The organism is Alteromonas sp. ASW11-130 (assembly GCF_026183735.1).
In the GTDB taxonomy this organism is placed as follows: domain Bacteria; phylum Pseudomonadota; class Gammaproteobacteria; order Enterobacterales; family Alteromonadaceae; genus Alteromonas.
The window spans coordinates 58,561-85,199 of the sequence record NZ_JAPFRE010000002.1 but is presented as its reverse complement, the minus strand read 5'-3'; the positions used below and the strand labels follow the sequence as shown (position 1 = coordinate 85,199).

The following is a 26,639-nucleotide window of genomic DNA, read 5'->3' as shown; positions in this document are numbered from 1 at the left end:
CGTTAAAGCACATAGTTGGGAAGTGAAAGAGCTTTATGTTGCTATCGGATTGAAAAATATTGTATTTTAAAATTGGCATTGAAGCTGAGTATCAAACTCGCTTGTCACTATTTCGCTCATGGTTGCAAGCTTCAGTAGCGCAGTTAGGGATGATAGGCTAGGCCCTTTGTTATTGACGCTCTTACCCATGCGGATTTTTGTGTTTTAGGATCTCTATAGCTTTTTCTTTCCCAAAGAGGTTCGCAACAACCCCATAAACTGGTAACGTTACGGCAACTAAAATAGCAAAAAAATGTCGCCTTGTTAGCACTTTATCCTTCCAATAAATTAGAGCACCTTAGTTTCCTGCTCAGCGCGTTGCTTAAAGAGCAACCCGGTACTGTTTTTTCAACGCATCCTATCTTGGTTGAGAGTCCGGGAATGCAGCACTGGTTGAGTATGCAATTAGCCCATGCACATGGCATAGCCATGAATCTTCAATTCCCCTTACCTGTGCGTTTTATGTGGGATACTGCCAGAGATATATTGGGTGAAAATAACGTGCCCAGGCAATCAATATATCGACGCGAGACGCTGGTGTGGCGAATTGATGAAATATTGCTAAGTGACGTTTTCTGTCAGCATCTTCACGCCAAGCGGGTTTGTGAGTATTGGCAAAATCAATCTTCTGATGACGAAAGGTCATCGCTGCGCTTACAATTTGCCACCGCCATTGCAGATGTGTTTGAGCAGTATTTATTGTATCGACCAGATTGGCTAGAAAAATGGGAAAGCAGAGAACAGTGCCTTAGCGACAATTCTGATGAAAAATGGCAGGCTATAATCTGGCAAATGCTGACGGATGAAGAGCCACTACACCCAGCACGCCTGCATCAGTTAACGCTGGATGCGCTTAAGCAGGGTAGTTACAGTAATCTGCCGCAACACGTAATCGTTTTCGCTATCAATACGATGGCGCCCCAGTTAGTTCATTTTTTAGATGCGTTAGCGCAGCATACTACAGTTCATATTTTTCATCTTAACCCCAGTATCAATTATTGGGGAGAAGGGGTCAGCGATAGACAACTTGCGCGAAAGCTTCGAGAGCAAGGTATACAGGCCTTCGCGAATGACGAGCAGGCTAATTCATTGCTAAATAATTTAGGTAAGCAGGGCAGAGACCTATTTAATCTACTCACCCCTCTACAATCATTTGAAGTCAGTGGATTCGATGTGGCTGCAGATGAGCAGCAGCCGGATTTTGGTTCTTCTTTATTATCGACTATTCAACAAGATATTCTGCACGCCAGTGCGCCACAGCAAAAATTGAAACTGGCACCCACAGATAACAGCATTATTGTTTCTTCAGCACATAGTCCGTTACGGGAAGTACAGGCATTACATGACCAATTATTATCTCTGATACAAAATGATCCCACTGTCAGGCCTTCAGATATTGTCGTTATGTGTCCTGCGGTAGAGCAATACGCACCGCTGGTTGGGACTGTTTTTAACGCGCCGGGTTCTGCGGCACAGGATGCGACCGACACGGTCAAATTACCGTGCTCTATTGCTGACAGAGCGCCTTTAGACGCAGAGCCTTTGATAGCCGCTTTCCTAGAGCTGCTTCATTTACCAGACAGCCGTTTCGGTGTGAACCAAATTATGGCGTATCTTCGCCTTGAAAGTGTTCAGGTGAAGTTTAAAATTAGCAATGAAGCACTTGAGCTGATAACCCATTGGTTGCAAAAAGCGCATGTACACTGGGGGTTGGATGCGCGGCAGCAAGCTGGGGTGTTAGGACAGAATAAGGCAGATGATACGTACAGCTGGAAGTGGGGATTTGATCGATTACTAAAAGGGATGCTGGCTGAAGATACATCTCTAATTGTAGATGGTGTGGTGACAGTACCTGATGTAGAGGGTCAGAACACTTTGGTTCTCGGTCAGCTTATTCTTATTATTAATCAGCTAAAAAAGTTCGCCGAGGAGTTAAAAGAAAGTCGCAGTCCCGCCGAATGGAATACCTTTCTTATCACATTACGAAATACGTGTTTCGCACCTCTGCCCGCTCACGAATATGCATGGGAGCAAATTAATCTCGCAGCCGCTGCTATCGAAGACCATTGTAACGAAGCAAGCTATACGCAAAAAATTACCTTGTCGCAACTTAGAGAATTACTTACCAAACGATTTTCTCGGCCTGATACAGGTAGTCAATTCCACACTGGACAAGTTACCTTTTGCTCAATGTTACCGATGCGGAGTATTCCGTTTAAAGTAGTGTGCATTTTGGGCCTGAACGACGGCGACTTCCCTAGACAAAGCCAGCCTATAAGTGTCGATTTAATGGCCTTCGAGCCAGCTAGGTTGGGTGATAGGTCGAGAAGACAAGAAGATCGTTATCTCTTTTTAGAAGCCATATTGTCTGCCCGTGATCATCTCTATTTAAGCTATCAGGGCAGGCATTCACACGATAATAGTGAGCGTCAGCCGAGTTTAGTTTTGGCCGAATTGCTCTCTTTCATCAATCAGGGGTATTTGGAACCCAATACCCCTTTTCCTGTTAGACAACAGCCGTTGCACCCCTATAGCAACGGTAATTTTACGCCGACGCCAACTTCATTTGACGCTGGCTGGATGCGCTTGGCTCGAGAGGTACAGAAAAAGGAAGAGGGCATTCACCCTGCTTACCTTAAGCTAAACGCTGAGGCGATTAAAACAATAACCGTTGGTCAGTTAGCCCGATGTCTTGCTCATCCGCTTAAATTTTTCGCGAATGAGCAACTGAGTATCTATTTAGAACTAGATAATAAAGTATTGGACGATGTCGAGCCTTTCGCCGCCAACGCATTGACGCGCTATCAGTCGATGTTCGAACTGGGCGAAGCCATTCGAGAGCAACGGGACATTGCTGCAGTCGAACAGTTTATTGAGTTAAGCGGGAACGTCCCCTCCACGCCGCTCACGCCAGTATTGATGAATAACTGGAAAACGGGCGCACAATTACTTTTTGAGTCCATTGGGTTTGCCGATGGCGCAGAAAAAAAAGTAGAGCGTCAAATAGAAGGGGTTCAGCTAACAGCGACTGTATGGGAAGAAAGTACGCGTTTGGTTGCGTATCATTATGGAGCGCAATCAGTTCAGAGAATAATAGAACATACGCTGACAGCCAGACTCTGCAATGCTGCCCATATACACAAGCCTTTAGAACTTTATTCATTAAGGTGGAACGGGGGAGAGGCCAGTGTATATAAATCTGTAATCAACCCTGAAGAATCAACGAATGCCGAAGCACACATAACACCTTCTATTTTGCTGATGCAGCGTGCCGCGCAAATGCCTTTCCCCGCATTTGCTGGGTTGTCCCAGGAACTACTTAAAAAGCTACCGCAGGAGCAAAGCCTGAAAGACTGGTGCGATTCGTTTGAAGCAAAAACAATACTGGCAAATCAAATCAACGGACAGGGGATGATAAGTGGTTTGAATCAGGACCCGTATGTACGTCTTTTCTATCCGTTAGGGTTAAACCAGGGGGTGCTTCCATTAACGGAAATGGAAAACACTTTTTCGGTGTTAGCGCTTGATTTAAAGAGTAAAAAAGTATGATGGATAGTCGACCTAAGCCACTTGATGTTGCACACCTACCTCTTTACGGCCGTCATTTAATAGAAGCCAGTGCAGGCACAGGAAAAACCTATAACATTACACGTTTATATCTTCGTCTATTAATAGAAAAGCGGCTATCGGTACAGCAAATTTTGGTGATGACATTTACCAACGCCGCTACTGAAGAAATCCGCGGGCGTATAGCAGATACTTTGCGCGAAGCTCTATCAATTTGGCAGCACACACAATCTAATCACGGGCAAATAGAGGAAGGTAACGATCCAGTCTTCCAATATTTGTATGAACAACAGCCGGGGGAGAAAGGTATAGCGCTTCTTAAAGCGGCGCTGTTAGAGCTTGACGAAGCTGCTGTGTTTACTATTCATGGTTTTTGTAAAAAGATGATTAGTCAACTTGCCTTTGAAAGCAAAATAGCGATGCAGCAATCGCTTTTGACTGATACGGCATCGCTTTATCTGCAAGCGACGCAAGATTGGATTCGTATTTTAGCCACACAGCCAAAACAATATGAATTACTAGTAGAAAGAGGCTGGCATGAACCCAGCGTATTTTTAGGGCAATTTAGACAGGCCATTTATACAGAGTTAGTGCCCTTTGTGCCCGACGTAGAAGCGCAAAACAAAGACCAGACTGAATACTTTTTCGAACTTCAATCGACATACGACACATCCTTTACGGCAACAAAGAATCATTTGTTAAAGCACGAGCCGCTTATAGTGGAAACGCTCGTGGAAGGTAAAAAAGATGCATCCGTTCGTTTACAAGAGTGGCAAGTTCTGTTGGATTGGGTGTCCCAAAAGCAGTTACGTGTTCCAGAGGCCGAAGTCGCGCGATTCATTAACGGGAATCGATACCGGGGTAACGAAGAATTAAAAACGATATTTCAGCCTTTAAAAGACTTGATTGCTGAAGTGAAATCTGCCGTCATTCAATTCGAAAAAGATGCACAGTCGCGTTCGGATAATTACGCTTCACTCGCGCTGGCAAAAAAAGGCATTTTATTCATCCGCAAACATGTAGAAAAGCAAAAGCGGCAGCTAGGGGTTTTGGATTTTGACGATCTGATTCGGATTTTTGCTGAACAAATCAGTAACCCCGATACCAAGGTTGCTAAACAGTTAATCGATTTGTATCCCGCCGCACTTATCGATGAATTTCAGGATACTGACAGTTTTCAATATCGTATCCTTAATCATGTTTACCCTAAACGAGACGAATCATCGTTATTGATGATGATTGGCGACCCCAAGCAAGCAATTTATGCTTTTAGGGGAGGGGATATCTTTACCTATTTACAGGCTGCAAGGCAGGCAGATTTTCGCTGGGTAATGGATACAAACTGGCGATCTGTTAAAGAAATGGTGAAGGCTTATAACCGCTTGTTCTTCGGTAAACCTTTAACTGAAGCCCCGGCAGATGTGTTTGGCTTTGATATTCGCTATGAACCGGTTAATTTTGCAGAGAAAGCTAAAGCGGCTAAAACCCCCCTGGCTGATCCCGCCGCAGATCGCAGTGCAATTACCTATGCATTGTTGTTAACGGATGCGCGATCATCAGATAACAAAGCGACGATGCAAAGAGGGTTGGCTACCTGGTTGAGCAACGAGATTGTTCGTCTACTAAGGCAAGCTAAGTTAGGCAACGACCCTGTTAAGCCAAATGATATTGCAATTCTTGTTCGTAGTACGGCAGAAGCAACCATGGTAAAACAAATACTGGTAAAAGCCGGACTAAGCGCTGTTTTCCTAAGCAATAAAGAAAGTTTGTTTACTAGCGCCCAAGTTCAGGATTTACTCAAATTGTTAACCGGTATCTGGCATTTTACTGATAACCGATCGCTACGGGCCGCACTTACCAGCCCTCTGTTGGGTATACGCGCTGACTCGCTAATACAACTTCTGAATTGCGAAGACGAACAACCGTGGGACGAAATTGTTACCCATATGATGCAGTTAAAAATCATGTGGCAGCAGCAGGGTGCAATGAGCGTTATAATACATTTGCTTAAACACCATTTCGTCAGCTATGGCGATGATACTGAACGTCAGGTAACCAATTATATGCACCTGGCGGAAGTGCTTCAACATTCAGCTATTCCTAATCGGCAGGGAGAGCGATTATTGCTATGGTTAGACGAGCACATGCATAACACCGCTCTTGCCAGTGAATATATTCAGCGATTGGAAAGCGACGCCCATTTAATTCAAATTATCACCCAACACGGCTCTAAAGGCTTAGAGTATCCTATAGTATTCGTACCTTTTGCCAGTGATTATCGTGACCCGGTGAAGACGGGAAATCTCCTTGCGCAGCAGTTTCGTTACTATGATGAAGGTAGTCAGTCGCAGCGCTTACAACTTGGTGCCACTTACGCCGCCATAAAGCGTTGCAGAGAAGAAGGTAATGCTGAAGCAATGCGGCTTTTGTATGTTGCAGTAACCCGCGCGGCGCATCGCTGTTACCTTGGCGTAGCGCCATTTTCTGGCAGTGAGTCGTCAGCATTAGCCAAAGCATGTAATGTGAACTCCGTCGATAGTTGGCACGAGCAATTGCAATCTGTCTCCAATGAGAAGTGTGATACCGCTGTTGTTCTGATCAATTCAAATGAAGCACAAATCTTAGACCAAGCAATAAGATCTGACGCTGAGTCACTTAGTTGTAAAGAGTTTACAGGTTCCGTGAGAGATGATTGGCGTCTTTATTCGTTTTCTTCTATTGCAAGATTCGAGACTATCACCCGACAAGATCAAAGGGAGCGGGAGGTTATTGAAACCCAGCCCGCCATTGAGTCTGACATAGCATTAACGCCCTCACTTCCATTTCGCTTCTCGTTTGAAAAAGGGGCCGCGGCGGGGAACTTGTTGCATGATCTTTTAGAAGAGAAAGATTTTACCCTTGGTACTTCAATTCAAAATGAATGGTGCGAAAATGTGAGTTCAATACTCAAACGGCATAATCTATTGCAAGAAGAACACCATTCGGAACTTTTTGCGTGGTTAGACGAGACGCTGCGCACTCCGCTCTCTACATCAAATTCCAACTTTACCTTGTCTGCAATAAAGAAGACAAAAACAATTCGGGAAGCCAAGTTCTATTTTCCGTTGAATGAACTGAATAGCCGAAAACTGTCAGACCTGGTAAACCAACATCGTCGTGAAGTCGTCGATGATTACGTGAGCCTTACTATGCCTGACAACCAAGTGCTGAGCGGGATGATGCATGGTTTTATCGATTTAATATTTGAATGGGATGGCAAGTACTTTGTAGCCGACTATAAATCTACCCATTTGGGCAATGCCTTTGAAGATTATCAATTAGCCCAGTTAGCAGAAAACAACCAACATCATTTGTATGATCTTCAATATCTAATTTATGCCTCGGCACTACATCGCTATTTGCAGCAAACGTTACCGAACTACAATCCGCAGGCTCATTTTGGTGGCGTCTATTATTTGTATCTGCGAGGTATGCACCCGGATAATCCTCAGTGCGAAGGCGTGTTTTTTACCAAAATCGACGGCGCCTATTTACAGGAACTCGATGCAGCTTTCACAGACCATTCTCCTATGGAGGCTAGGGTATGAAGTTGACCGAACCTACGATGCCCACATGGGGGGAAAATACGCCTTCCGATATCGAACCCATCGATTGGTACACAGCCAACGCATTAACAGAGGGTGCTGATTTAGATGAAGTTTCACTCACTGTGTGGCGTAACGCAGTAGTATTGCTGAGTATTGCACAGCGTCAGGGACATACTTGTCTGGATCTTGTAGCCATCGCTGGTACCACAATAAAAAATTGTGATGATTATAGAACTGAATTTCGATTTCCCGAAATTGATGAGTTAAAAAATATCATTGTAAATGCATGTTCTAAAGTAAATGGTTCATTAGTGATACTCGACGGTACGCGTCTTTATACACAACGCTACTGGTCATTTGAGCGAGAGCTAGCCTGCGCCATACATCACCGCCAACAATTGCAGCTTTTTTCCTCTCAGCAATATGAGGCGCTTAAACACATCTGGCCGTTATTGTTTCCCAATACGATACAAACAGAAGATTGGCAGCAGGTGGCAACGGCAGCCAGCTTGAATCTGCCGTTCTGCATCGTAAACGGCGGGCCGGGAACCGGTAAAACCTATACTGTTGCTAGAATCTTACTGGCGTTACAATGTGTTGGAGAAGGAATGCTAACCATTCAGTTGGCTGCGCCAACGGGGAAAGCGGCCCAGCGTCTTGGAGAATCGATTACCCAGAATATCGAAACGCTTACATCGGGAGCTGATTCGGTTTTGACACAATTAGCTCACACTGTTCCTACAAAAGCCGTAACGCTTCACCGTTTACTTGGTATTACATCTTACCAAGTAAAGACAAAAAGACATCACACTAATCCACTTGATTGTGACGTGTTAATTATAGACGAAGCGTCGATGGTAGATTTGGCCTTGATGGTAAGAACGGTGAGAGCTTTAAAGCCTGATTGTAAACTAATCCTAGTTGGCGATGCCGATCAGCTACCGGCAATCGAATCAGGTAATGTACTTGAAGCGTTAGTGGGATCGCAACGTACAAAAAATACCGTGAATCCAGCAATGCTTCAGCATATACAAACGTTGAACCCCAACTTAGCGTTAGAAAGCCGCGAATCATTATTGCAGCCTTTTACTTTTACCTTACAAAAAGCGCAGCGTTTTGGCGGTAATTTAGCTACGGTTGCACAATTGATTCAGGCAGGAGACAGTAAGGAGGCCTGGCAGCAACTCACAAAAATCAATGCCGAACAAATCGGTTCCTTGTTTAAATCGCAATCGGTTACACGGCTTTCAACCGCACTTTTCACCAATAAAGTAACCACCCTCATCCAGCAAAGTTTCAACCCCTTGTTCTCAGCATCAAGTGTCCAAGAAGCGCTCTTGGCTACACAATACTGCCGGTGGCTTACCCCAGTTAAAAAAGGGGCGCTGGGCGTAGAGCGGTTGAATCAACAAATCGAAACACTAGCAAGGCAAAAGGTTTCTATGGCCAATTTGCAAAACATGGGGCAGTTTTCTCGCTTTTATGCAGGTCAACCAATCATGGTACTTGAAAATAATTATGCCAACCAACTATACAATGGTGACGTGGGTGTCGTGTGGCCTGATGAAAAGGGCAATTTGAAAGCATGGTTCGAAGCAGACAACAATAGTCTGCGGGGCGTCAGTCTATCCCGTTTACCCGCGGTGCAGACTGCCTATGTAATGACTGTACACAAATCCCAGGGATCAGAGTTTGCGCATGTCGTGATGATTTTACCTGCCAGCCCTGAGGAGCAACGCTTTAATTTGAATACCCGCGAGCTGGTTTATACTGGCTTAACAAGGGCGAAACAAAGCTGCTTGTTCGTTAGCGAACAAGAAGCGTTCCTCAAAGCGGTGCAAACGCGTCAACAACGGTTTTCAGGGTTAGCTGAACACATAAAACAACAAATAATAGCAATGAAGGAAAAAGCATGATCAGGGTGATAATTTTTACACTTTGTATAGTTAGCCTGCAGGCAATGGCGGCGTTACCAGGGATTGGTGAGTTTGCCGGAGCCATGCAACGACACGATGGGTTTATTCCATTTTATTATGACAAAGCTGAAGACAAGATATACCTCGAGCTGGTTGAATTGGAGAAGGAACTGTTGTTTCAAACCAGCTTACCCAGAGGACTAGGCTCAAACGATATTGGTTTAGATCGTGGTCAGCTAGGCGATACCCGGTTAGTTAAATTTTCCCGCTTTGGAAATAAAGTCTTACTTCGGCAAATTAATACCCGCTATCGCGCTGTCACTGAAAACAAAGCTGAACAACAAAGTATTGAAGAAGCCTTCGCCCATTCCGTTATCGCTGGATTTGAAGTGGTGGCCGCGGACAATGAAATTGTCTTGATAGATTATACGCCCTACCTACTAAGCGATGTCCATGGCGTGATAAAGCGTCTGCAAGACACAAAACAAGGCACCTATGCGCTTGATACCGCTCGTAGCGGCATAGTATTGAAGCGCAGCAAAGGGTTTGAGAATAATTCTGAACTAGAAGCGCTAATTACGTTTGCGGCTAAAGGTAAGCCCGGGGAATACGTCCATCAGATCGCTCCTGATGCCGATAGTTTATCCGTTCACATGCACCATTCCTTTGTCAAACTACCAGATTCGAATTATGAGCCCCGAGTATTCCACCCGTATTCGGGCTACTGGAAGTTTTCATTTTTTGATTATGCCACGGCGATTACCGAGCCGATGGAACAGAAATACATTATTCGCCACCGGTTAGCAAAAAAAGATCCCACAGCTAAGCAGAGTGAAGCAGTAGAGCCAATTGTTTACTACCTCGACCCGGGCATTCCTGAACCTGTTTTATCAGCGTTGAAAGAGGGCGCTAGCTGGTGGAACGAAGCATTCGTAGCTATCGGCTACAAAAATGCATTTCAGGTGAAAATGTTGCCAGAGGATGCCGATCCAATGGATGTGCGTTACAACGTTATACAATGGGTACATCGTGCCACTCGTGGGTGGTCATATGGAGCATCTGTAGTCGACCCACGAACAGGCGAACTCATTAAAGGTCATGTCACATTGGGCTCGTTACGTGTCAGACAAGACTATTTAATAGCGCTAGGTCTCACTAGTCCCTTTACTGAAGGAGCAGGCAAAACCGACCGTCAGGTGGAGATGGCGCTGGCACGTATTCGTCAACTTTCTGCTCACGAAGTGGGTCATACTTTAGGCTTAGCGCATAACTTCGCTGCCTCTGAAAACAACCGTGCCTCAGTTATGGATTACCCTCATCCTTTGATTGAATTTAACAACGGTGAACTTACTTTAGAAAATGCTTATGATGAGGGCGTCGGGAAATGGGATAAGCATGCTATTGCTTATGGTTATCAGGATTATTCAGACGCATCTGAGCAAGCTGGTTTGGCGCAGCAAATCCAATTAGCGAAGAAACAAAAGCTACGTTACAAAACGGACGCCGACACCCGCTCTAGTATTGAAGCTTCAGGCAGCGGCCATATGTGGGATAACGGGGGTGATCCAATCAGCGCATTTAAAGAAATTTCAGCTATTCGTAAGAAGGCGTTGGAAAATTTAGGACTTCAATCGATTCAAGAGGGGCAGGGGCTGTCTGCCATAGAAGATGTGTTGGTGCCCATATATTTGTTACATCGCTATCAACTTGCTGCTGTAGCTAAGCAAGTAGGAGGGCTGGAGTACGAATATGAAATAAAGTCGGCAGAACAAACGGTAAAAGGGCAGCGCATAATCAATGTCGAAAGACAGAAAAAAGCGATTAAGCAAATACTCGACGCGACGACAGCTAGCTATTTGCGAATTCCTGATAATGTAATACCGCTAATTACACCGACTATTTTTGGTGACGATATTACCCGTGAGCATTTTGATGGCCGCATGGGCAGAGCCTTTGATCCCGTTAGCGCTGCCGAAGCCGCAGCAGCGCACGGTTTCTCCTTATTGCTGGCTCCTGAGAGATTAAATAGATTATCGTGGCAAAGCACAAGGGAAAAAGGACTACCCGATATTGCTAACCTGATAGAGCGTATTTTCGATACGCACTGGTATCAAGAGAAGCAGGCTGATTATGGTGTAAGAGAGAGGCTACAGCTTGTCGCATTAAATGCTGTGGTAGATGCAGCCAGCTCAAGTAAGCTAGCTCCGGAAGTGCGGCTGGCAATACAAGGGGGTCTGAAAAAGTTTTCGGTTTGGTTGTCTTCTAAAAGTCACCATCCAGCGAAAGACGTTTTGTCCGCGTATTTAGAGCAATACTGGCAAACGGGGGAATGGCCTATGAAGTTTGAAGTTAAACCTCTGCCGCCAGGTTCTCCTATCTAATGGTCGCGATAAAAAGTTGAACATAGCATCTTAACGGTTTCCGATACCCGCTTTAAAAAGAATGATAAGTTGGAAGATTACTTAGAAAATGCGGTGGTCGAGGCGGGTCATCATGTGATGACTCGCTAGATTGTACCTGATGATATTTATGCGTTACGCATCGTCGTGTCACAATGGATAGCGAAGCCAGGTCTTGACGTGATTCTGGCTACACGCGGGACAGGGTTTGCTTCGCAAGATGTGACTCCCGAAGCATTGTAAATCTTATTAGAAATGGGTGGTCCAGGTCACCCCATAACTGCGGGGCTGTCCAGGGTACGCCATAACTTTCCCTCGTTGGAATGGCGCATCAAACGCATTTCTGGCTACGTACTCTTCATCAAAAACATTCCGAGCCCAAAATGTAACTTCACTGTCCCATACATTAACGGGTAGCTGCCAACGAAGGTTAACCAAATTATAGGCGTCGTTTTCTTTTAGAGGATCATTCGAATGATCCATTAAAAGGCTGCCTACATACGCATAGTCAATTGAGAATAACATAGCTAAATCGAATAGCTGCGCATGTTGACTAAGCATAATGGTAAAGGAAGTTTCAGGTTCGAAGCCTACTCGGTCACCACTGCGTGAACAATAGGGGAGTTCTGGTGAAGTCCGACCAGGATCGTCTATTCCATAGTGCCACGGCGTAGCAGTCCAGCAGGTACCTTTTTCAAAGAAGTCAAAGGTGGCCTTGTTGTAAGTTAGGTTAAAGGTCAAAGTAGTGTCATCAAGCGGGTTCCATGTCAACTCTACTTCTACCCCTTTGCTATCAAAGTCGCCGGCGTTAGATAAATTGAACCCAGTGCCCGTAAATGTTGAAGATTGAAAATCTTTAATAGCAGTTATGTGCGCAGCTAGATTTAAGCGCAGGTTTACGTCATTCCAATCCTGTTTTAGTCCAACCTCTACGCTTCTGGATTTTTCCGCATTAAACACCGGGTTTAATAATGCTGATATCCTATCAGTGTTAATGCCACCTGACTTGTAACCAGTCGATAATGAAGAGTATAAAAGCTGATCGTCAGTACGCAACCAGCTTAGCTTAACCGTTCCGGTTACCTGGCTATCGGTAAACGACTCACTCAGAGGGGGGCGGGGCAGAACAATCGCTGTATTTAGCAAATAGTAGCCCCAACCAGCTTGCTGAAAAGGCGCAATTGCAGCTAAATCTTCCGCCGTGGGCATTACACCCGTCCCTAAGGCTGCGCCAATATTTTGTAATGCGGCTCCCGCCAACAGTGGATTCGGAATGTCATCAGGAGCAAATGAAAGCCCATCTATTCCTGGTCCCTGCTCATCATAGATAGCATTTAAGCTTTTATCTTCCTCGGTATAACGCAAGCCTGTAGTGAGTTCCCATTGAGAAGAAAATCGCCAGTCAGACTGAGCAAACACCGCATAACTGTCTTGTTCTTGATAGGCATTGTGAACAAAATGGGTATTCGCTGGCGCTGGGATGGCGGCGGGTTGAATCGTCCCTTGGGTTAACTGACTAATTGCATTTAACCCTGCGACCAACGGCATTACTTGGGCCGCAAAGCTCGAAAATAAGAAAGGGAAGTCATCTTGTGTTGCGATTGCGTAATCCAGGTTAAGGTTCTGTGAGTAATAATACGCACCCAATAAACCATTAAAAGCGTGGGTGGTATAATGCAACCGTAGTTCCTGAGAGAATGCGTGGAGATCGGCATCATTCTTCGTCAAAAGGATTTCAGTGTCTGAGAAATCAGCATCGACTTTGTCAAAACTATTAAAACTGCGAACAGCAGAAATGCTCTCTAAATGCCAGTTCTCGTTCAATGTATAGCTGATATGAGCTGAGATACCTTGATCTTCCATAGAAGATTCAGGTAAAAAAGATATGGCAGTCGTGTAATTATAAAAATCTTCTTTATCGTAAATGGTGGCGTTAAATGGTGGGCTGGCAAATGCCGCATCTGTTCCATTCTTGTTTTTTATGCCTAACGCGTTTTGATTGCCCTGAAATGTAAGAGCGCCACAGCAAACTTCATCTATTTCCGCGTAATCCGCTATAAGGCGTATAGTTAAGTCATCTTGCGGGGTATAAAGCGCTTGTAGGCGAACGCCGGCTCGATTGCGATCATTTATTTTTTCTCCTGAAGTAGAGTCGTTTATCCAACCATCACGATGGGTGGTAAACCCGGCGGCCCGAAACGCCAGTTCATTTTCTATCGCGACAAACGAAGACCCTCCCTGAATGCTAATAAGGTCATCATTGCCAATTGTCGCGGCCACATAACCATCACCGTTTTCAAATGTTGGCGATTTGGTATAGATGGAAACAGCACCAGCAGGAGTGTTTTTTCCAAATAATGTGCCCTGTGGTCCACGCAAAATTTCAATACGCTGAATGTCGGCTAAATCGTTAACTATTGAGTTTTGACGTGAGCGGTAGACACCATCCACGTATAAGCCTACAGAGGGTTCGAACCCAAAGTTTTGAGTAGATGTACCGATAGATCGGATTGAAAACCCGCTATTTGTTGCGCTTTGGCTTTGGAACGCCGCAAAAGCAGGAACATAGGATTGCAAATCAAAGACATCGAAGGATACAGAGTCTAGTAAATCGTCACCACTCAATGCGGTTACAGCCACCGGAACTTCTTGTAAATTTTGCACTCGTTTCTGGCTGGTAACTTCAATACGCTCGAGGGGGCCGTCTTCATCCTGGGCAAGAAGCGTGGACGAAAAACATAGAGTAATTGATGTAGCCAATAGCGTTTTTTGTAATGTGTTTGGATAGTCCATGTATAAAGCTTCTTTAAATGAAATTCATCTGTAAAACATTAATTTATTGAAGATTGGTTATAACTTACTTTTGTTTATATTCCTAGCCTATTAAATCAAATGTGGTCTAAAGTATGGGAGGACGTGTAATGCTAATAAATTGACTTTACGTCTATAAGGTATAAATCAAGAACCCATTCTCAATAACACGAGCAAGGAATAAGATGAAAGCCATCGTTTGTAATGAATTCGGGCCAGTTGAGCAGTTAACTTACACGGATGTCGAAGATCCGGAAGTCGGTGACAATGAAATTCTGATTGGTGTAACAGCTGCGGGTGTCAATTTTCCAGATGCATTATTAGTACAAGGGTTGTATCAGATGCAACCGGATTTCCCCTTTATCCCAGGTAATGAGGTCGCTGGAACAATTTTAAAGTGCGGCAAAAATGTCACTTCATTTAAAGATGGCGATCGCGTAGTTGGTATAAATCAATTAGGCGGTTTTGCGGAAAAGGTTGCTCTACCCGCATCACAAGTTATGCCAATACCTGAAGGCGTCACCGAACACGCTGCGGCCGGTTTAGTTACCGCCCATGCTACAGCTCATCATGCCCTAAAACAGAGGGCGCAGCTTGGCCAGGGAGAAACCTTATTGGTTACAGGTGCTGCTGGCGGCACTGGCCTCGCCGCGGTTCAAATCGGTAAACGGATGGGGGCAAAAGTTATCGCAGTCTGCTCTACTGAAGAAAAACTTCAGCTTGCTCAAAAGTATGGTGCTGATGAAACTATCAATTATATGGAAAAAGATCTGAAAGAGACGCTAAAGGAATTGACGCAGGGAAAAGGCATTGACGTGGTATATGACTGCGTAGGTGGAGATGCCTTTCATGCTTGTGCTCGAGCCATGGCATGGGGAGGGCGTCTATTAACTGTTGGTTATGCCAGTGGAGAGATCCCGAAACTGGCCGCAAATTTAGCCTTAGTAAAAGGGTTTTCGCTGGTGGGCGTGTTCTGGGGGCAGTTTACCCAAAAAGAACCAGAAGTATTCAGGCACAATATGAACGAGTTGTTTTCCTGGGCTATGGCCGGGGATATTGAGGTTCATATTGCGCAGACATATCCTTTAAGTGAAGCTGCAACTGCTTTAAATCAATTAATGAATCGGGAAGTTAAAGGTAAATTAATCTTAACCATTTAAAAGAAAACGGCTTCCCTAAGGAAGCCGTTTGGGGTTGCAGAACACTCTGCATGCCATGTTGAATCATTTATATCGCAACATTTTACCAATGCTTATTATAGTATCGAATTAAGATGCTATCGAACCGCAATAAGGGTGGCTGGTAACTTTTTGTGACTTAACGAATTTTGCTGGGTAGTTTGCAATATTAAATCATTATTGCGTAGGTCCGAGTTTATAGTGGCATTTTTCGCCAGTATAAAAGACGTAAGTTGATGTATAGATGAATAGCGTGCTTTCTTCTCGCTAAGACTCAATATAGTTGTGTGCTGTTCCGGTAAAGCTGTTTCTAGAGCAAAAGAGGAAACGCTCAGGCCAAGCATAGATGCAGTTAAAAAAACTATCGCCAATTTTTTCATTTATTGTTTGCTCCTTTTCGGAATCTTTGTAGCGCTGAATAATTCGGTACAAACTAATTAAAGACCAAACGGCGGGGAGAAGATAGCATCATTGAAATACGCTGGTATTAAATTACATACCCAGCCAGTTCTATGCAATGAGAAAGGACTCTCCAATGCCGTTTAGGATGTATAATATTAACCCTTTGTCACTCACTTTCGGTGAAATTACACGCTAGAAAAAGACACGTGATTTTTGAGGCAGCAACGCCTAGTAACCATAAACGATTGGCTTTGAAAATAAGGTTCTATACGCCAGGTAAGAAAGGGAAGTATAAAAGAAAGTGGCTCCTTAAAGGAGCCACTGGGGCGGAGTAATATCCGCGACCATGTTGAAACTAGTCACATGGTTTTCATGTAATCGGTTTAGATGCGGCCTTGAAGCTCTACTGCGATTGGATTGCTTGATAAGCCATTTTCGCTAATCCACGCCTGCAACGTTTTACCATCTGCTTCGGGTTGTTGTAGGTCTGATTTAGGCATCTTTTTAACTAATAGCGTACCGACTTCAACAGCATTATTAGCTAACGCAGTGCGAATAAGGCTATTACCGTTGCAGCTGATACCTGTATAGTAATCGTGTAACTTAAGGCGGTAGTCAGATTGTACGCGACGCATTTTCTTACGTAGTTCGCCTTTGTCATCTGCTTCAACAATAGTACAGATATTGGCTAAATCATCTTCGACTGCAGCTTGTGCGACGTTAGCAAAAGTTAAAGAAGCAACTGCGATGGCAAGGGAGGTTTTAACAATTTTCAACATGGTTAAATTCCTATAAATTTTTTGTTGGGGGTTGTTTTGTTCGGGAAGCATTAAACGGCATTCTGTGGCTAAGAAAAACATTTTAGCTAATAACAAGGTATGCAAGGTTATACGTAATCAGGTGGTGAGGTTTGATGCTTGCCTGGTTCTGAGGTTGCTTGTATGTCATTGATAATTAATTAAAAGTTCGAGTTTCTTGAATTGTGATAAAAGCTGAATCTAGTGTGTAAGGTGCATTGAAGCTCGATTGCTGCATTCCAGAAATAAATTTAAAATTTCCTTATGGGCCAGTACAAACTGTTTTTTTATGCGGCTAATAATATGTTAGCGTTTCCTGCTAGTGTGGATAACGGACAAGTAACGTCGTTCCAATATAAATCGTTGGTTTTAGTTCGATAGGGTGAGGGGAGTGGTTATCTACGATTTAATTAACTTACTCACTACATACCTCGCTCTCCCCGTAAAAATTGAGATCATTTCGCTTGGTATTGTGGCTGTAAATAGTAAATAGTAAATAGAAGGTGTTTTTTTGACACCCCGGCACATTCCTATTTAGCTTGTGTGGGGGAGGCCGTTTTTTCATCAAAATATTCGTAGCTTTTCACAACGATGATTTTTTTGTTCGGTTCTAAACAGCCAATCACATGTATAGCAATTTAAGAAATATAAGTAATACTATGTGGGTCTCAGGCAGCAAATATTTACGTAAAGTTGTTACTCCAATAGTAACATTCAATTGGTATATATCTGTTATCGTTCGTTTATGGTAATACATAAAAAAAAAGCTCCAGTAAATGGAGCCTTAATAGGGAGACCGCCGCTGTGGAGCTGCGGTGTATAATAGGTTACATGCGGTCAATTAATTCGGCGTGAATAGGGCTACTCTGCAAGCCTTTTTCATTAATCCAAGCCTGCAATGTTTTGCCATCACTTTCGGGGGCTGACAAGTCGGATTTAGGCATTTTCTTAACCATTAATGTTCCAACTTCTATTGCGTTTGAAAGTATTGCAGTTCGGATTAGGCTATTTCCACCACAACTTATCCCTGAATAATAGTCGTTAAGCTTTAAGCGATAGTCAGATTGCACTCGACGCATTTTTTTGCGCAATTCACCCTTATCATCGGCTTGAACGATCGTACATATATTGGCAAGATCGTCTTCAATACCGGCGTGTGCCGTGCCTGACATACCTAACATTGCAACTGCTACTACAAGAGATGATTTAACTACTTTCAACATGATGAATTCCTCGAACAAAAATCTTTTGGAAAGCGTCGTTAGTGTTTACGCATTAACAATTTCTTCGAGTTTATTAAAGATAACTTTACATGATTAAAAAATAGTCCGTATGATACGTAGGTATAGGGTTTAATACATTAAGCGGTAGGCGTTATATTTAGCGGTCAAAACTTTTATTCTTAATTAACTTCGCTTTTTTCACGCATCTTTTGGCTTTGCTTCTTTCGCATTACTCGAACGCTGTTTTACCCCGACACTTCTTACCTATTCACTTCTTCCCTCTGCACGTTTATCACCTGCGGTACTTCCGTTGTCAACCAGCATATCGTTTAAGTTATCGCTCCCCTTAGCGTTAAAATCCAATGTTCGAATAGGGAAGGGAATGAGGATACCTGCATCGTCTAATGCCTGTCTCACGGTAACGACAGCGTCATGTCTGACTTCCATAAAGCCTGGATCACCGGGATAGCTAATCCAAAACCAAACGAGAAGGTTAACACTACTGTCGCCAAATGACTGAGCATAAACTGCCGTTTCATCCTTGCGTATGACGTAGTTTTTTTTATTTATTGCTTCAACTATTACTTTTCGAGCTTCAACAGGATCATCTGCATAAGAAATCCCCACAGGTACTTCTATTCGTCGATATCCTAATACGCTGTAGTTAGTTAGAATATTTCTGAATAAGATTTTATTTGGAATGATTTCTCGTTGACCGTAAAACGTTTCCACATGGGTATTTCGTAGATTAATGGATTCCACGGTGCCAAATACTCCTTCTGCCTTTATTACATCTCCAATCTCGAATGGCTTGCGAATCCCCATAGCAATACCAGCAATAAAGTTTTCAGTGAGATCTTGGAAAGCAAAACCAATAGCAAGGCCAACTATACCTGCCCCTGCTAAAAGGGATGTAACTGTGCCTTTTAGTCCAACAAAGTCGAGAGCGAGAAATATTCCCGCGATAAGTATTAGAATTTTACAAATTGAAGTAAGTAGAGAAGCTATCTGTGTCGATTCAAAAGTTTTCGTAAAAACCTTATTTAGCAGATTCCCAACAATCTTGGCGACAATTCCAAATGCGATAGCAATAAAGAGAGCAACAATCAGATTGGGAACATGCTTGATCCCATTTTCTATCCAGCTCTGCAGTTTCTCATCTATTAACGTATAAATCTTTTCTATATCCGGGAAATCCATCTATCCATTCATTTCTAATTTATCTAAGCCCAATTCATACAATTATTGTTCCAGCACTTATTAGATTGGATCAGGTGATAGCACCCCCATAGTAATGTAGTGACAAGACGTAGGAGTTTCCCCTTTCTGAAAATGTTGCATGGTTTATGAAATCCTGACAAAAATTAGATTCATCTCCCGCCAATATGTGTAAAGCTAATACCACGGTCATGCCAGACTATTTCCCATCGGTTATTGGCGAGGGAAGTAAGCAATGTTTAAATATTAAAACTGAACAATTTGATAATGCTGGAGCAATAAAATGACTACAAAGTTAGATGAATCGCAGGTAAAAGAAGCACTAAATAAGCTGAATGAAACATTCAGCTCTGATGAGCAGTGGCGTTTAGATGGCGACAAAATAACAAAAACCTTTAAATTCAAAAGCTTCATTCGTGCATTTGGGTGGATGTCACAAATTGCGATCTGGGCTGAAAAACTAAATCATCACCCTGAGTGGTTTAACGTCTATAATAAAGTAGAGGTAACACTCACTACCCATGATGTGGATGGCTTAAGTGATTTGGATTTTACCATGGCTGAAAAAATGGAAAAATTTAAATAAAAGCGGTTTATTCGTTGCATTATTGATCATCTTGGGCGTTAAGTGAGCAAACGGTTCTCAAAGTTGAAATTAATTTAAAAGACCGCTTGCCAAGTTTAATTCCCTATGTATAATACGCACATCTTGAACGGCAACGGCCAAACACGGCAAGCCTTCAAAACCAATTCAGACGCGGGATGGAGCAGTCTGGTAGCTCGTCGGGCTCATAACCCGAAGGTCGTAGGTTCAAATCCTGCTCCCGCAACCACATTTAAAGCCCTGATTTTTCAGGGCTTTTTTTGTTTCTAAAAGTTGAAAAGCCCCCCTCAAATTGTGCTGATTTTTAAAATTAGGGCTTAATTAGGGCTTTTTGATAGGCAAGTTAGGCCTCCAACGTCTAATTCTGAGGGGCAGAGTCCCTGTATGTCCTTTGCCTTCGTTATTCAAATCAATAATTTTCGGGATGTGATACCGAATGCAATATGGCACACGAAACTATAAGGACGCCAAAAGGCTCTATAATTTCAAGTGATGTGGACTTTAGGTCTCAATAACCTACCAAACGGGAGCGCTGATTTTCAAATAAGCGAAAGATAATTTACGTTATCTTCATGCCGGGACGCACTTATCTTTAGCCCCGGGAAAGTTTTGCGTGGCGGTTTCTCCAAACATCCTTTCTCTGCAAGTGATGCCACAATTTAAGCGAAGCCTTTAATGCGAGAGCTGCTCAAATGCCCGGCATTGAGCTATTAAGAAGCGAGGTAGATATCTTTCAGCAATTTAATCTTCCTACAACGTTCAAAAATATTAGCTATGTACTGATAGCTATTTCAGTCTTTATCTTACTATTAGCCTGTATAAATGTAGGTAATTTGTTGTTTGCCCGAACTATCGAAAGGAATAAAGAGACCGCCATTCGATCAGCATTAGGGGCATCCCAGTGGCGGTTGATAACGCAGCAGATGTGGGAAGGCTTGATTATTACCATTATTGGTGGTTTTTCAGCATTGCTATTAGTAGCCTGGGCTTTGAATTTGGTCAATATAAACATGCAATCAATGCTGGGTAGCGAACTATCATTTTGGTACAAGTGGGAGCTAGATTGGCCTATTATAGCTGTAGCGCTCGGATTTATGGTCTTTACCATTTTTTCAGCTTGCTTCCTGCCAGCCTTTAAAGCCGCAAGACAAGATTTCAATGCGGTGCTTAAAGATGGAACTAAGGGAGCCGAAGGGAAAGGCGCTGGCCGCATGTCTAAAATGCTAGTCACCTTTCAAATTGTATTAATTTCTGCCGTAACCATGTTCGGTTCAATTTTGTCAGTGAAGGTCAATCAACTGACAGATATTGATGTAGGAATTGACCTTACCAATTTGTATTACACAGAAATGGAGCTACCGCACAAGCTCTATCCAAGTAAAGAAAGTCGCGTTTCATTTTATAGAACCTTCAATCAAAAGCTTGCGGCGCAAAATGAATTTGAAGGTTCGTCAGTGAGATTTAATTTTAAACGGCTTAGAGTTGCTATTGACGGTGTCAGCTATAGCAAGGAAAAGGATAAGCCCAAAATCTCGGTCTATGGATTAATTGGTTCTCCTGAGTTTATGGGACCACGCTTAATACAGGGGCGGTTATTCGATTTACGTGATGAGGAAAGCAACCAATTAGTAACGGTTGTCAGCGAGTCTTTTGCCAATAAATACTGGCCTAACGAAACAGCGCTTGGAAAAAGAATTCAGATATCTATCAATGATGAGCCACAGTGGCATAACGTAGTAGGAGTAGTATCTAATATTTCTAGAACACCGCTTGAGAAACCTCATCAATACGACGAAGTTTTTGTTTCTGGCCTTCAGTATGCTGCTGCTGATGCATTAGTGTTTTTTAAATATCGTACTAACGGTACTAACGCTGAAAACGTATTTTTTGACACCTTAAAGTCTGTAGATAGTCAACTTGACGTAACCAACGTAGAGGACTACGCCCATGAGGTTGGTGTGGTGGTTAAAATGACCGGTACAATCAGAGACACTATTATCGGTAGCGGTATCTTTGCCCTATTATTAGCAATAAGTGGTATCTATGGGTTAACGTCGTTTGCAATTGCTAAGAAGACCCACGAAATTGGTGTCCGCAGAGCGTTGGGGGCCAAAGATAGTGAGATTGTAAAGCTTTTCTTAAAGCAAGGTGGCTGGCAGGTGAGCATAGGACTAACCATAGGCATTGGGTTTGCGCTATTGGTTTTTCTAGCCGCCGGTCGTTTTATCGCTTTGCCCAGTTCAGCGTACATTGCTACTGTGATACTGGTAGGGGTTCTGTTAACTACAATAATATTGGCCGCCATAATAGTACCGACAAAAAAGGCCACAGCGTTAGAGCCATCGTCGGCTTTACGATATGAATAATTAACGGATTGCAAAGGCTTCAGTCGTTTACTGAGGCCTTTGATGAATTTTGAATTGCATATAACGTTATGGGTGAACGAACATATAGCGTTAAGGGGTGGCAATTACTGTTAAAACTTTATTTCCTAAGATTTCAAACAAGCCTTCAAATCTTGTGCCTCCCGGTAACGAAGGTGTCAACTGGCTGGTAAGTTCAATAACAAATTTACCTGTACGCGTGTTAACAACCTTCACTTCTGCATTTTCAAAGCCAAAATAATACCCTACCTCAGAGTATAGGGCTTTAAATAGACTTTCTTTTGCAGAAAAAATCAACGTCGTCATTTGTGTATCTGGCTCGGTAACCGACCCAGCCAAAGCAAATTCGGACGTAATAAGTACGCTTTTTATGATTTCCTTGGCTACGCTTTGTGGTAAAACAGTTTCAATGTCGAGACCAAGCCTGGATACTTCGTTACGTTTAGCCATCGCACAAATCGCCGTATCGTCTGTATGGCTAATGGATCCGATAAACCCTTTTGGCCATATTGGTGCTCTATTTTTTCCCACGCAAACGAAGGTGTCATCAGAACCTAGAGATTGCAGGGCCAGTTTAGCGAGATAACGACCCGCAAGAAATTCAGATTTTCGTTTTTTAACCGCATTGCTAATTGTTTTATGAAGATTGGCATTCAGCAATTCTTGATAAAGCATATCTGTGTAGTTATCGATTTCGAAATTACTTTGATAACACACACCCGGTAAGCCTACGAGATTCTTCAAGGTAACATTTTTCAGGAATGAGCATTCGTATAGTGCTTGCATATGAAATGTTCGTTTTCACGGTATAAATGGAATTCTAACTTTTATCTTCTGCAAATGACACTGCTTCATGTTCACGAATTATGCGTTTATGTTCGTTAGGTTTTTGAATTAAACCAGCCACTTGAAAAGTTACTTAACCTTGGAATTGTGTTGCATATGTCTTATGAATAACGCAGTTGGGCTTCAAAAATTGTGGCAACGGTTGAACGTTATTCTTATAACACGATTTTACTCACGTGGGACAGTCACATAAACTCTGTTTGTTCGATCCACTCATAACTTCTTTTCCATTCCCCCCTCGTCATTATTGATTTACGGTAATTACAGTCCGTGGTTGATATTGCTTTCTGTTGTAATTGCCATATTTGCTTTATTTATGGGGGTTCAGGCAGCAGAACAAGCGACGGAGTCAAACGTTGCTTTAAGGCGAAATTTACTTCTTACCACTGGCAGCCTGGCATTAGGAGGCGGGATTAGAGCGATACAAATTTGTTGGCAAGCTGACTTTTGACTAATGAACGTCAGTTCAATACCGCTCAGGATTAACCGCTTTGTCGGCGTTTCCAGGCATTGTCTCAGCATGGCTAGGTTAAGACAGCTGGTAGAGTCGACTATTATTCGTCCGCAAATCACTGTAGATGGTGTGCATGTTGTGGCGCGTGTTGGGACCATGCCCTATACCGGAATGGCTGCTATGGAAATGGCGCCATTATTTCATTACCGCTTACCACTTACCGCTTTTTTGCTATCCATTGTGGTGCTCGTGATACTGGTAATGCTTACATTGTACATTCACTTTGGTTTTATTCGCTTACAAAAAGATAAAAGACTGTCGGTAAAAGCTATGCTGCTGACGGGTATAGTAATGAGCTTGGCTATTTCTGAAATGCACTACACTGGAATGAGTGCCGCCCGTTTTATAAAACCGGTTGGTTTAGAACTATCTGCACAACCGGCAAATGTTTCTTATTTATCTCGCTACAGCCGTTAGTTTAACCACGCTGGCGTTAATCGCATTCGTTTCCGGTATCTCAATTTTCTACCAGTATAAGAATGCCCCTTCGCGACTAATTGAAAGCGGGCGACTACAGGACCCAATAAGGAATACCGCAATTGATGGTCTTTCAACTGTAAATTAACAAGGTTTAATAATACGTATAACCGTAATCCCCCGGTTAAGCGGATCCTGGACTGGGGTGAAAATTGAAAATGAGTTAACAGGAGAGTCTGCAAAAAAGCTTATGCCCCTGAAAGGCCTCGTTATTATGATGAAAAAGTGTTTAGCGCAGCCCATGAAAAAAGCCGCTGTTGGGTTGAGGTGTTAGAAGATAATCTGGGAGAGATCTGTAAAAGAAAATTACGGTGGGACGATGATGGAGGCGCGGAGGTTGAATCGCTAATTAACTTCAATAGCGTCCACCTGCATGTTGCGTATTCGGACAGATATCAGTATAATACCCGCACTTTTTAGCAATAGCGGGCCTTCTGTTAAGCATTAAGACAGAAACGCATTGCTAATGCAGGCTTTGCCGTTAGGCGAATTACCCTTTAGTCTGCAGCTGCTAGTGAGCAGTTTTGGGTCCAGATTTTCAAAAAGCCCCGCTAGTACGGGGCTTTTTGTTGTATCTTTATCTGTATGGTCTAGATTGTGTATTCACATATCGAGTTATACAGTTTCGGTTGGGCTATATGCCCATTTTTTGTTTTTGGAGGTAACGATTGTCAAGACTTGAAGACAAGTTAACTGAAATGCTAGAGCCTGGTGTAGAAGCATTGGGGTTTGAACTGGTGGGCGTGGAATTTGTGCGTGCCGGTAAGCATTCAATTTTGCGTGTGTTTATAGACCATGAAAATGGGATCACCGTCGATGACTGTGCGGATGTTAGTCATCAGGCGAGCGCAATTCTTGACGTCGAAGATCCTATCAACACCGAATATAACCTTGAAGTTTCGTCGCCGGGTATGGATCGCCCCTTATTTAAAGAAAAGCATTATGTTGCTTCAATAGGTGAGGTCGTGCAGGTACGTACCCGCATGCCTGTTGACAATAGACGTAATTTCAAAGGTAAATTATTGGCATGTGAAAACGGCAATGTCAGTATTGAAGTGGATGGCCAGCAGTTTCAGTTAGCTGTGGCGAATATCGAGAAAGGTAACGTTGTTCCCACTTTTGACTAATGGAACAGCATCGCTTTCGTTATTGGAAGCATGAGTGAGGCGTAAATGAATAAAGAAATTTTGTTAGTGGCTGAAGCCGTTTCAAATGAAAAACAAGTGCCTAGAGAAAAGATTTTTGAAGCGTTGGAATATGCAATTGCCAGTGCTACAAAAAAGAAGAATATTGGCGATATTGAAGTTCGAGTAAGTATTGATCGCACCACTGGTGATTTTGATACGTTCCGTCGTTGGTTGGTGATTGCGGATGATCAGGAACAAGAAAATCCGTACGCAGAGTTAACGTTATCTGCTGCACAAATCGACGAACCTGAGATTCAGGTTGGTGATTTTGTAGAAGAGCAAATTGAGTCAATTGCGTTTGACCGCATTACAACTCAAACAGCTAAGCAAGTTATCGTACAGAAAGTCCGTGAAGCGGAACGTGCCCAAATGGTGGCAGAGTATCAGGACAAAGTGGGTGAGTTAGTCACCGGAACGGTTAAGAAAGTGAACCGTGACAATATCATTATCGATTTAGGTAACAACGCTGAAGGTGTAATCTTCCGTGATGATATGTTGCCACGCGAAACATTCCGTCCGGGTGACCGCGTGCGCGGATTGCTGTTTGTCATTCGTCCAGAAGCTCGGGGTGCACAATTATTTATCAGCCGTACTCATCCTGACATGTTAGTTGAGCTGTTCCGTCTGGAAGTACCAGAAATTGCTGAAGAGACACTAGAGATTAAATCGGCCGCAAGAGATCCAGGTTCACGAGCCAAGATTGCTGTTAAAACTAATGATAAACGCCTCGATCCTGTTGGTGCGTGCGTAGGAATGCGTGGTTCACGAGTACAAGCAGTATCTGGAGAGTTGGGTGGTGAGCGTGTAGATATTGTGCTGTGGGACGAAAATCCTGCACAATTTGTTATCAACGCTATGGCACCTGCAGAAGTCGCTTCCATTGTTGTGGATGAAGATAGTCACATGATGGATGTGGCGGTAGAAGCTGACAATTTAGCTCAAGCAATTGGGCGTAGTGGCCAAAACGTGCGCTTAGCCAGTCAACTGACGGGTTGGGAGCTTAACGTAATGACCATAGAAGATTTGAATAACAAGCATGAAGAAGAAAATGCCAAAGTTATCCAAATCTTTGTTGATGCGTTAGACATTGACGAAGAGTTTGCTGGTGTATTGGCTGATGAAGGTTTCAGTACACTAGAAGAAGTTGCGTATGTTCCGGTAAATGAATTGATGGCTGTAGAAGGCTTAGATGAAAATACTGTTGAAGAACTGCGTAATCGTGCCCGTGCAGCGTTAACTACGCGCGCACTGGCAAATGAAGAATCGCTTGATGGTTCTGAACCTACCGAAGCATTGCTGAATTTGGAAGGTATGACCCGTCATGTTGCGTTTGTGTTAGCTAGCCGTGGAGTTACTGATTTAGAAGCGCTAGCTGAGCAAAGCACAGATGATATTAGTGATATTGAAGAACTAGGCGAAGAAAAGGCGGGAGCATTAATTATGGCTGCTCGTAATATCGTTTGGTTTAATGAAGAATAGGTCAGCAGGGG

General features: G+C 43.2%; 16 protein-coding genes and 1 tRNA gene. 11 read left to right on the top strand and 6 right to left on the bottom strand.

All coding sequences use genetic code 11. The annotated features are described in order from the left end of the window. The first annotated feature begins 300 nt into the window (after nucleotides 1-300). Genes recC through OPS28_RS00330 form a run of 4 tightly spaced genes read left to right on the top strand, consistent with a single transcriptional unit; the run spans nucleotide 301 to nucleotide 11,490 of the window. A complete protein-coding gene (gene recC / locus OPS28_RS00345; RefSeq protein ID WP_265607416.1) occupies nucleotides 301-3,588 on the top strand; it encodes an exodeoxyribonuclease V subunit gamma in 3,288 nt (1,095 codons plus the stop codon). After that, entirely contained in the window at nucleotides 3,585-7,193 is a 3,609-nt protein-coding gene (recB, locus tag OPS28_RS00340; RefSeq protein WP_265607415.1) for an exodeoxyribonuclease V subunit beta, read from the top strand. The genes recC and recB overlap by 4 nt, the downstream gene beginning before the upstream one ends. Next, nucleotides 7,190-9,109: an exodeoxyribonuclease V subunit alpha gene (recD, locus tag OPS28_RS00335; RefSeq protein WP_265607414.1), complete on the top strand. Its 1,920-nt coding sequence runs from the start codon at nucleotides 7,190-7,192 to the stop codon at nucleotides 9,107-9,109. Before recB ends, recD begins: the two co-directional genes overlap by 4 nt. Then, nucleotides 9,106-11,490 (top strand): zinc-dependent metalloprotease, encoded by a 2,385-nt coding sequence (locus OPS28_RS00330; protein WP_265607413.1) that lies wholly within the window; start codon nucleotides 9,106-9,108, stop codon nucleotides 11,488-11,490. The genes recD and OPS28_RS00330 overlap by 4 nt, the downstream gene beginning before the upstream one ends. 267 nt (nucleotides 11,491-11,757) lie before the next feature. On the opposite strand, the gene OPS28_RS00325 is transcribed toward OPS28_RS00330, so the two are convergent. Continuing rightward, a complete protein-coding gene (locus OPS28_RS00325; protein WP_265607412.1) occupies nucleotides 11,758-14,301 on the bottom strand; it encodes a TonB-dependent receptor in 2,544 nt (847 codons plus the stop codon). Nucleotides 14,302-14,504: 203 nt separating this feature from the next. On the opposite strand from OPS28_RS00325, the gene OPS28_RS00320 reads away from it, so the two are divergent. Next, nucleotides 14,505-15,479 carry an NADPH:quinone oxidoreductase family protein gene (locus tag OPS28_RS00320; RefSeq protein ID WP_265607411.1) on the top strand — a complete coding sequence of 325 codons (975 nt, stop codon included), beginning with the start codon at nucleotides 14,505-14,507 and terminating at the stop codon, nucleotides 15,477-15,479. A 116-nt stretch (nucleotides 15,480-15,595) separates the two neighbouring features. On the opposite strand, the gene OPS28_RS00315 is transcribed toward OPS28_RS00320, so the two are convergent. The 4 genes from OPS28_RS00315 to OPS28_RS00300 all read right to left on the bottom strand — a co-directional run bounded on the left by OPS28_RS00315 (nucleotide 15,596) and on the right by OPS28_RS00300 (nucleotide 19,119). Beyond that, nucleotides 15,596-15,877 carry a hypothetical protein gene (locus OPS28_RS00315; RefSeq protein WP_265607410.1) on the bottom strand — a complete coding sequence of 94 codons (282 nt, stop codon included), beginning with the start codon at nucleotides 15,875-15,877 and terminating at the stop codon, nucleotides 15,596-15,598. 405 nt (nucleotides 15,878-16,282) lie between these two features. Further along, nucleotides 16,283-16,678 (bottom strand): DUF3718 domain-containing protein, encoded by a 396-nt coding sequence (locus OPS28_RS00310; RefSeq protein WP_265607409.1) that lies wholly within the window; start codon nucleotides 16,676-16,678, stop codon nucleotides 16,283-16,285. Nucleotides 16,679-17,523: 845 nt separating this feature from the next. Then, nucleotides 17,524-17,919, bottom strand: coding sequence for a DUF3718 domain-containing protein (locus OPS28_RS00305; RefSeq protein ID WP_265607408.1), 396 nt, complete (start codon nucleotides 17,917-17,919; stop codon nucleotides 17,524-17,526). 264 nt (nucleotides 17,920-18,183) lie between these two features. After that, nucleotides 18,184-19,119: a mechanosensitive ion channel family protein gene (locus tag OPS28_RS00300; RefSeq protein WP_265607407.1), complete on the bottom strand. Its 936-nt coding sequence runs from the start codon at nucleotides 19,117-19,119 to the stop codon at nucleotides 18,184-18,186. Between the two features lie 301 nt (nucleotides 19,120-19,420). On the opposite strand from OPS28_RS00300, the gene OPS28_RS00295 reads away from it, so the two are divergent. The 3 genes from OPS28_RS00295 (at nucleotide 19,421) to OPS28_RS00285 (ending at nucleotide 22,107) form a co-directional block, all read left to right on the top strand. Then, a complete protein-coding gene (locus OPS28_RS00295; RefSeq protein ID WP_265607406.1) occupies nucleotides 19,421-19,723 on the top strand; it encodes a 4a-hydroxytetrahydrobiopterin dehydratase in 303 nt (100 codons plus the stop codon). A gap of 170 nt (nucleotides 19,724-19,893) precedes the next feature. After that, nucleotides 19,894-19,970 (top strand) — tRNA-Met (locus OPS28_RS00290). 463 nt (nucleotides 19,971-20,433) lie between these two features. Next, entirely contained in the window at nucleotides 20,434-22,107 is a 1,674-nt protein-coding gene (locus OPS28_RS00285) for an FtsX-like permease family protein (protein ID WP_265607405.1), read from the top strand. Nucleotides 22,108-22,197: 90 nt separating this feature from the next. On the opposite strand, the gene OPS28_RS00280 is transcribed toward OPS28_RS00285, so the two are convergent. Beyond that, nucleotides 22,198-22,869 carry a 4'-phosphopantetheinyl transferase family protein gene (locus tag OPS28_RS00280; protein WP_265607404.1) on the bottom strand — a complete coding sequence of 224 codons (672 nt, stop codon included), beginning with the start codon at nucleotides 22,867-22,869 and terminating at the stop codon, nucleotides 22,198-22,200. Nucleotides 22,870-23,491: 622 nt separating this feature from the next. On the opposite strand from OPS28_RS00280, the gene OPS28_RS00275 reads away from it, so the two are divergent. The 3 genes from OPS28_RS00275 to nusA all read left to right on the top strand — a co-directional run bounded on the left by OPS28_RS00275 (nucleotide 23,492) and on the right by nusA (nucleotide 26,628). Beyond that, nucleotides 23,492-23,902 carry an MHYT domain-containing protein gene (locus OPS28_RS00275; protein ID WP_265607403.1) on the top strand — a complete coding sequence of 137 codons (411 nt, stop codon included), beginning with the start codon at nucleotides 23,492-23,494 and terminating at the stop codon, nucleotides 23,900-23,902. A gap of 728 nt (nucleotides 23,903-24,630) precedes the next feature. Then, entirely contained in the window at nucleotides 24,631-25,089 is a 459-nt protein-coding gene (gene rimP, locus OPS28_RS00270) for a ribosome maturation factor RimP (protein ID WP_265607402.1), read from the top strand. Between the two features lie 45 nt (nucleotides 25,090-25,134). Then, on the top strand, nucleotides 25,135-26,628 hold the full coding sequence (gene nusA, locus OPS28_RS00265) for a transcription termination factor NusA (protein ID WP_265607401.1): 1,494 nt from the start codon (nucleotides 25,135-25,137) through the stop codon (nucleotides 26,626-26,628). Nucleotides 26,629-26,639 lie beyond the last annotated feature (11 nt).

Bases quoted from the DNA above. Each gene is read 5' to 3' on its own strand.
- nusA (WP_265607401.1), top strand. From the start codon at position 25,135: ATGAATAAAGAAATTTTGTTAGTGGCTGAAGCCGTTTCAAATGAAAAA.
- OPS28_RS00315 (WP_265607410.1), bottom strand. From the start codon at position 15,877: ATGAAAAAATTGGCGATAGTTTTTTTAACTGCATCTATGCTTGGCCTG.
- OPS28_RS00330 (WP_265607413.1), top strand. From the start codon at position 9,106: ATGATCAGGGTGATAATTTTTACACTTTGTATAGTTAGCCTGCAGGCA.
- OPS28_RS00310 (WP_265607409.1), bottom strand. From the start codon at position 16,678: ATGTTGAAAATTGTTAAAACCTCCCTTGCCATCGCAGTTGCTTCTTTA.
- OPS28_RS00325 (WP_265607412.1), bottom strand. From the start codon at position 14,301: ATGGACTATCCAAACACATTACAAAAAACGCTATTGGCTACATCAATT.
- OPS28_RS00305 (WP_265607408.1), bottom strand. From the start codon at position 17,919: ATGTTGAAAGTAGTTAAATCATCTCTTGTAGTAGCAGTTGCAATGTTA.
- recB (WP_265607415.1), top strand. From the start codon at position 3,585: ATGATGGATAGTCGACCTAAGCCACTTGATGTTGCACACCTACCTCTT.
- OPS28_RS00285 (WP_265607405.1), top strand. From the start codon at position 20,434: ATGCCCGGCATTGAGCTATTAAGAAGCGAGGTAGATATCTTTCAGCAA.
- OPS28_RS00300 (WP_265607407.1), bottom strand. From the start codon at position 19,119: ATGGATTTCCCGGATATAGAAAAGATTTATACGTTAATAGATGAGAAA.
- OPS28_RS00275 (WP_265607403.1), top strand. From the start codon at position 23,492: ATGGCTAGGTTAAGACAGCTGGTAGAGTCGACTATTATTCGTCCGCAA.
- recD (WP_265607414.1), top strand. From the start codon at position 7,190: ATGAAGTTGACCGAACCTACGATGCCCACATGGGGGGAAAATACGCCT.
- OPS28_RS00320 (WP_265607411.1), top strand. From the start codon at position 14,505: ATGAAAGCCATCGTTTGTAATGAATTCGGGCCAGTTGAGCAGTTAACT.
- OPS28_RS00295 (WP_265607406.1), top strand. From the start codon at position 19,421: ATGACTACAAAGTTAGATGAATCGCAGGTAAAAGAAGCACTAAATAAG.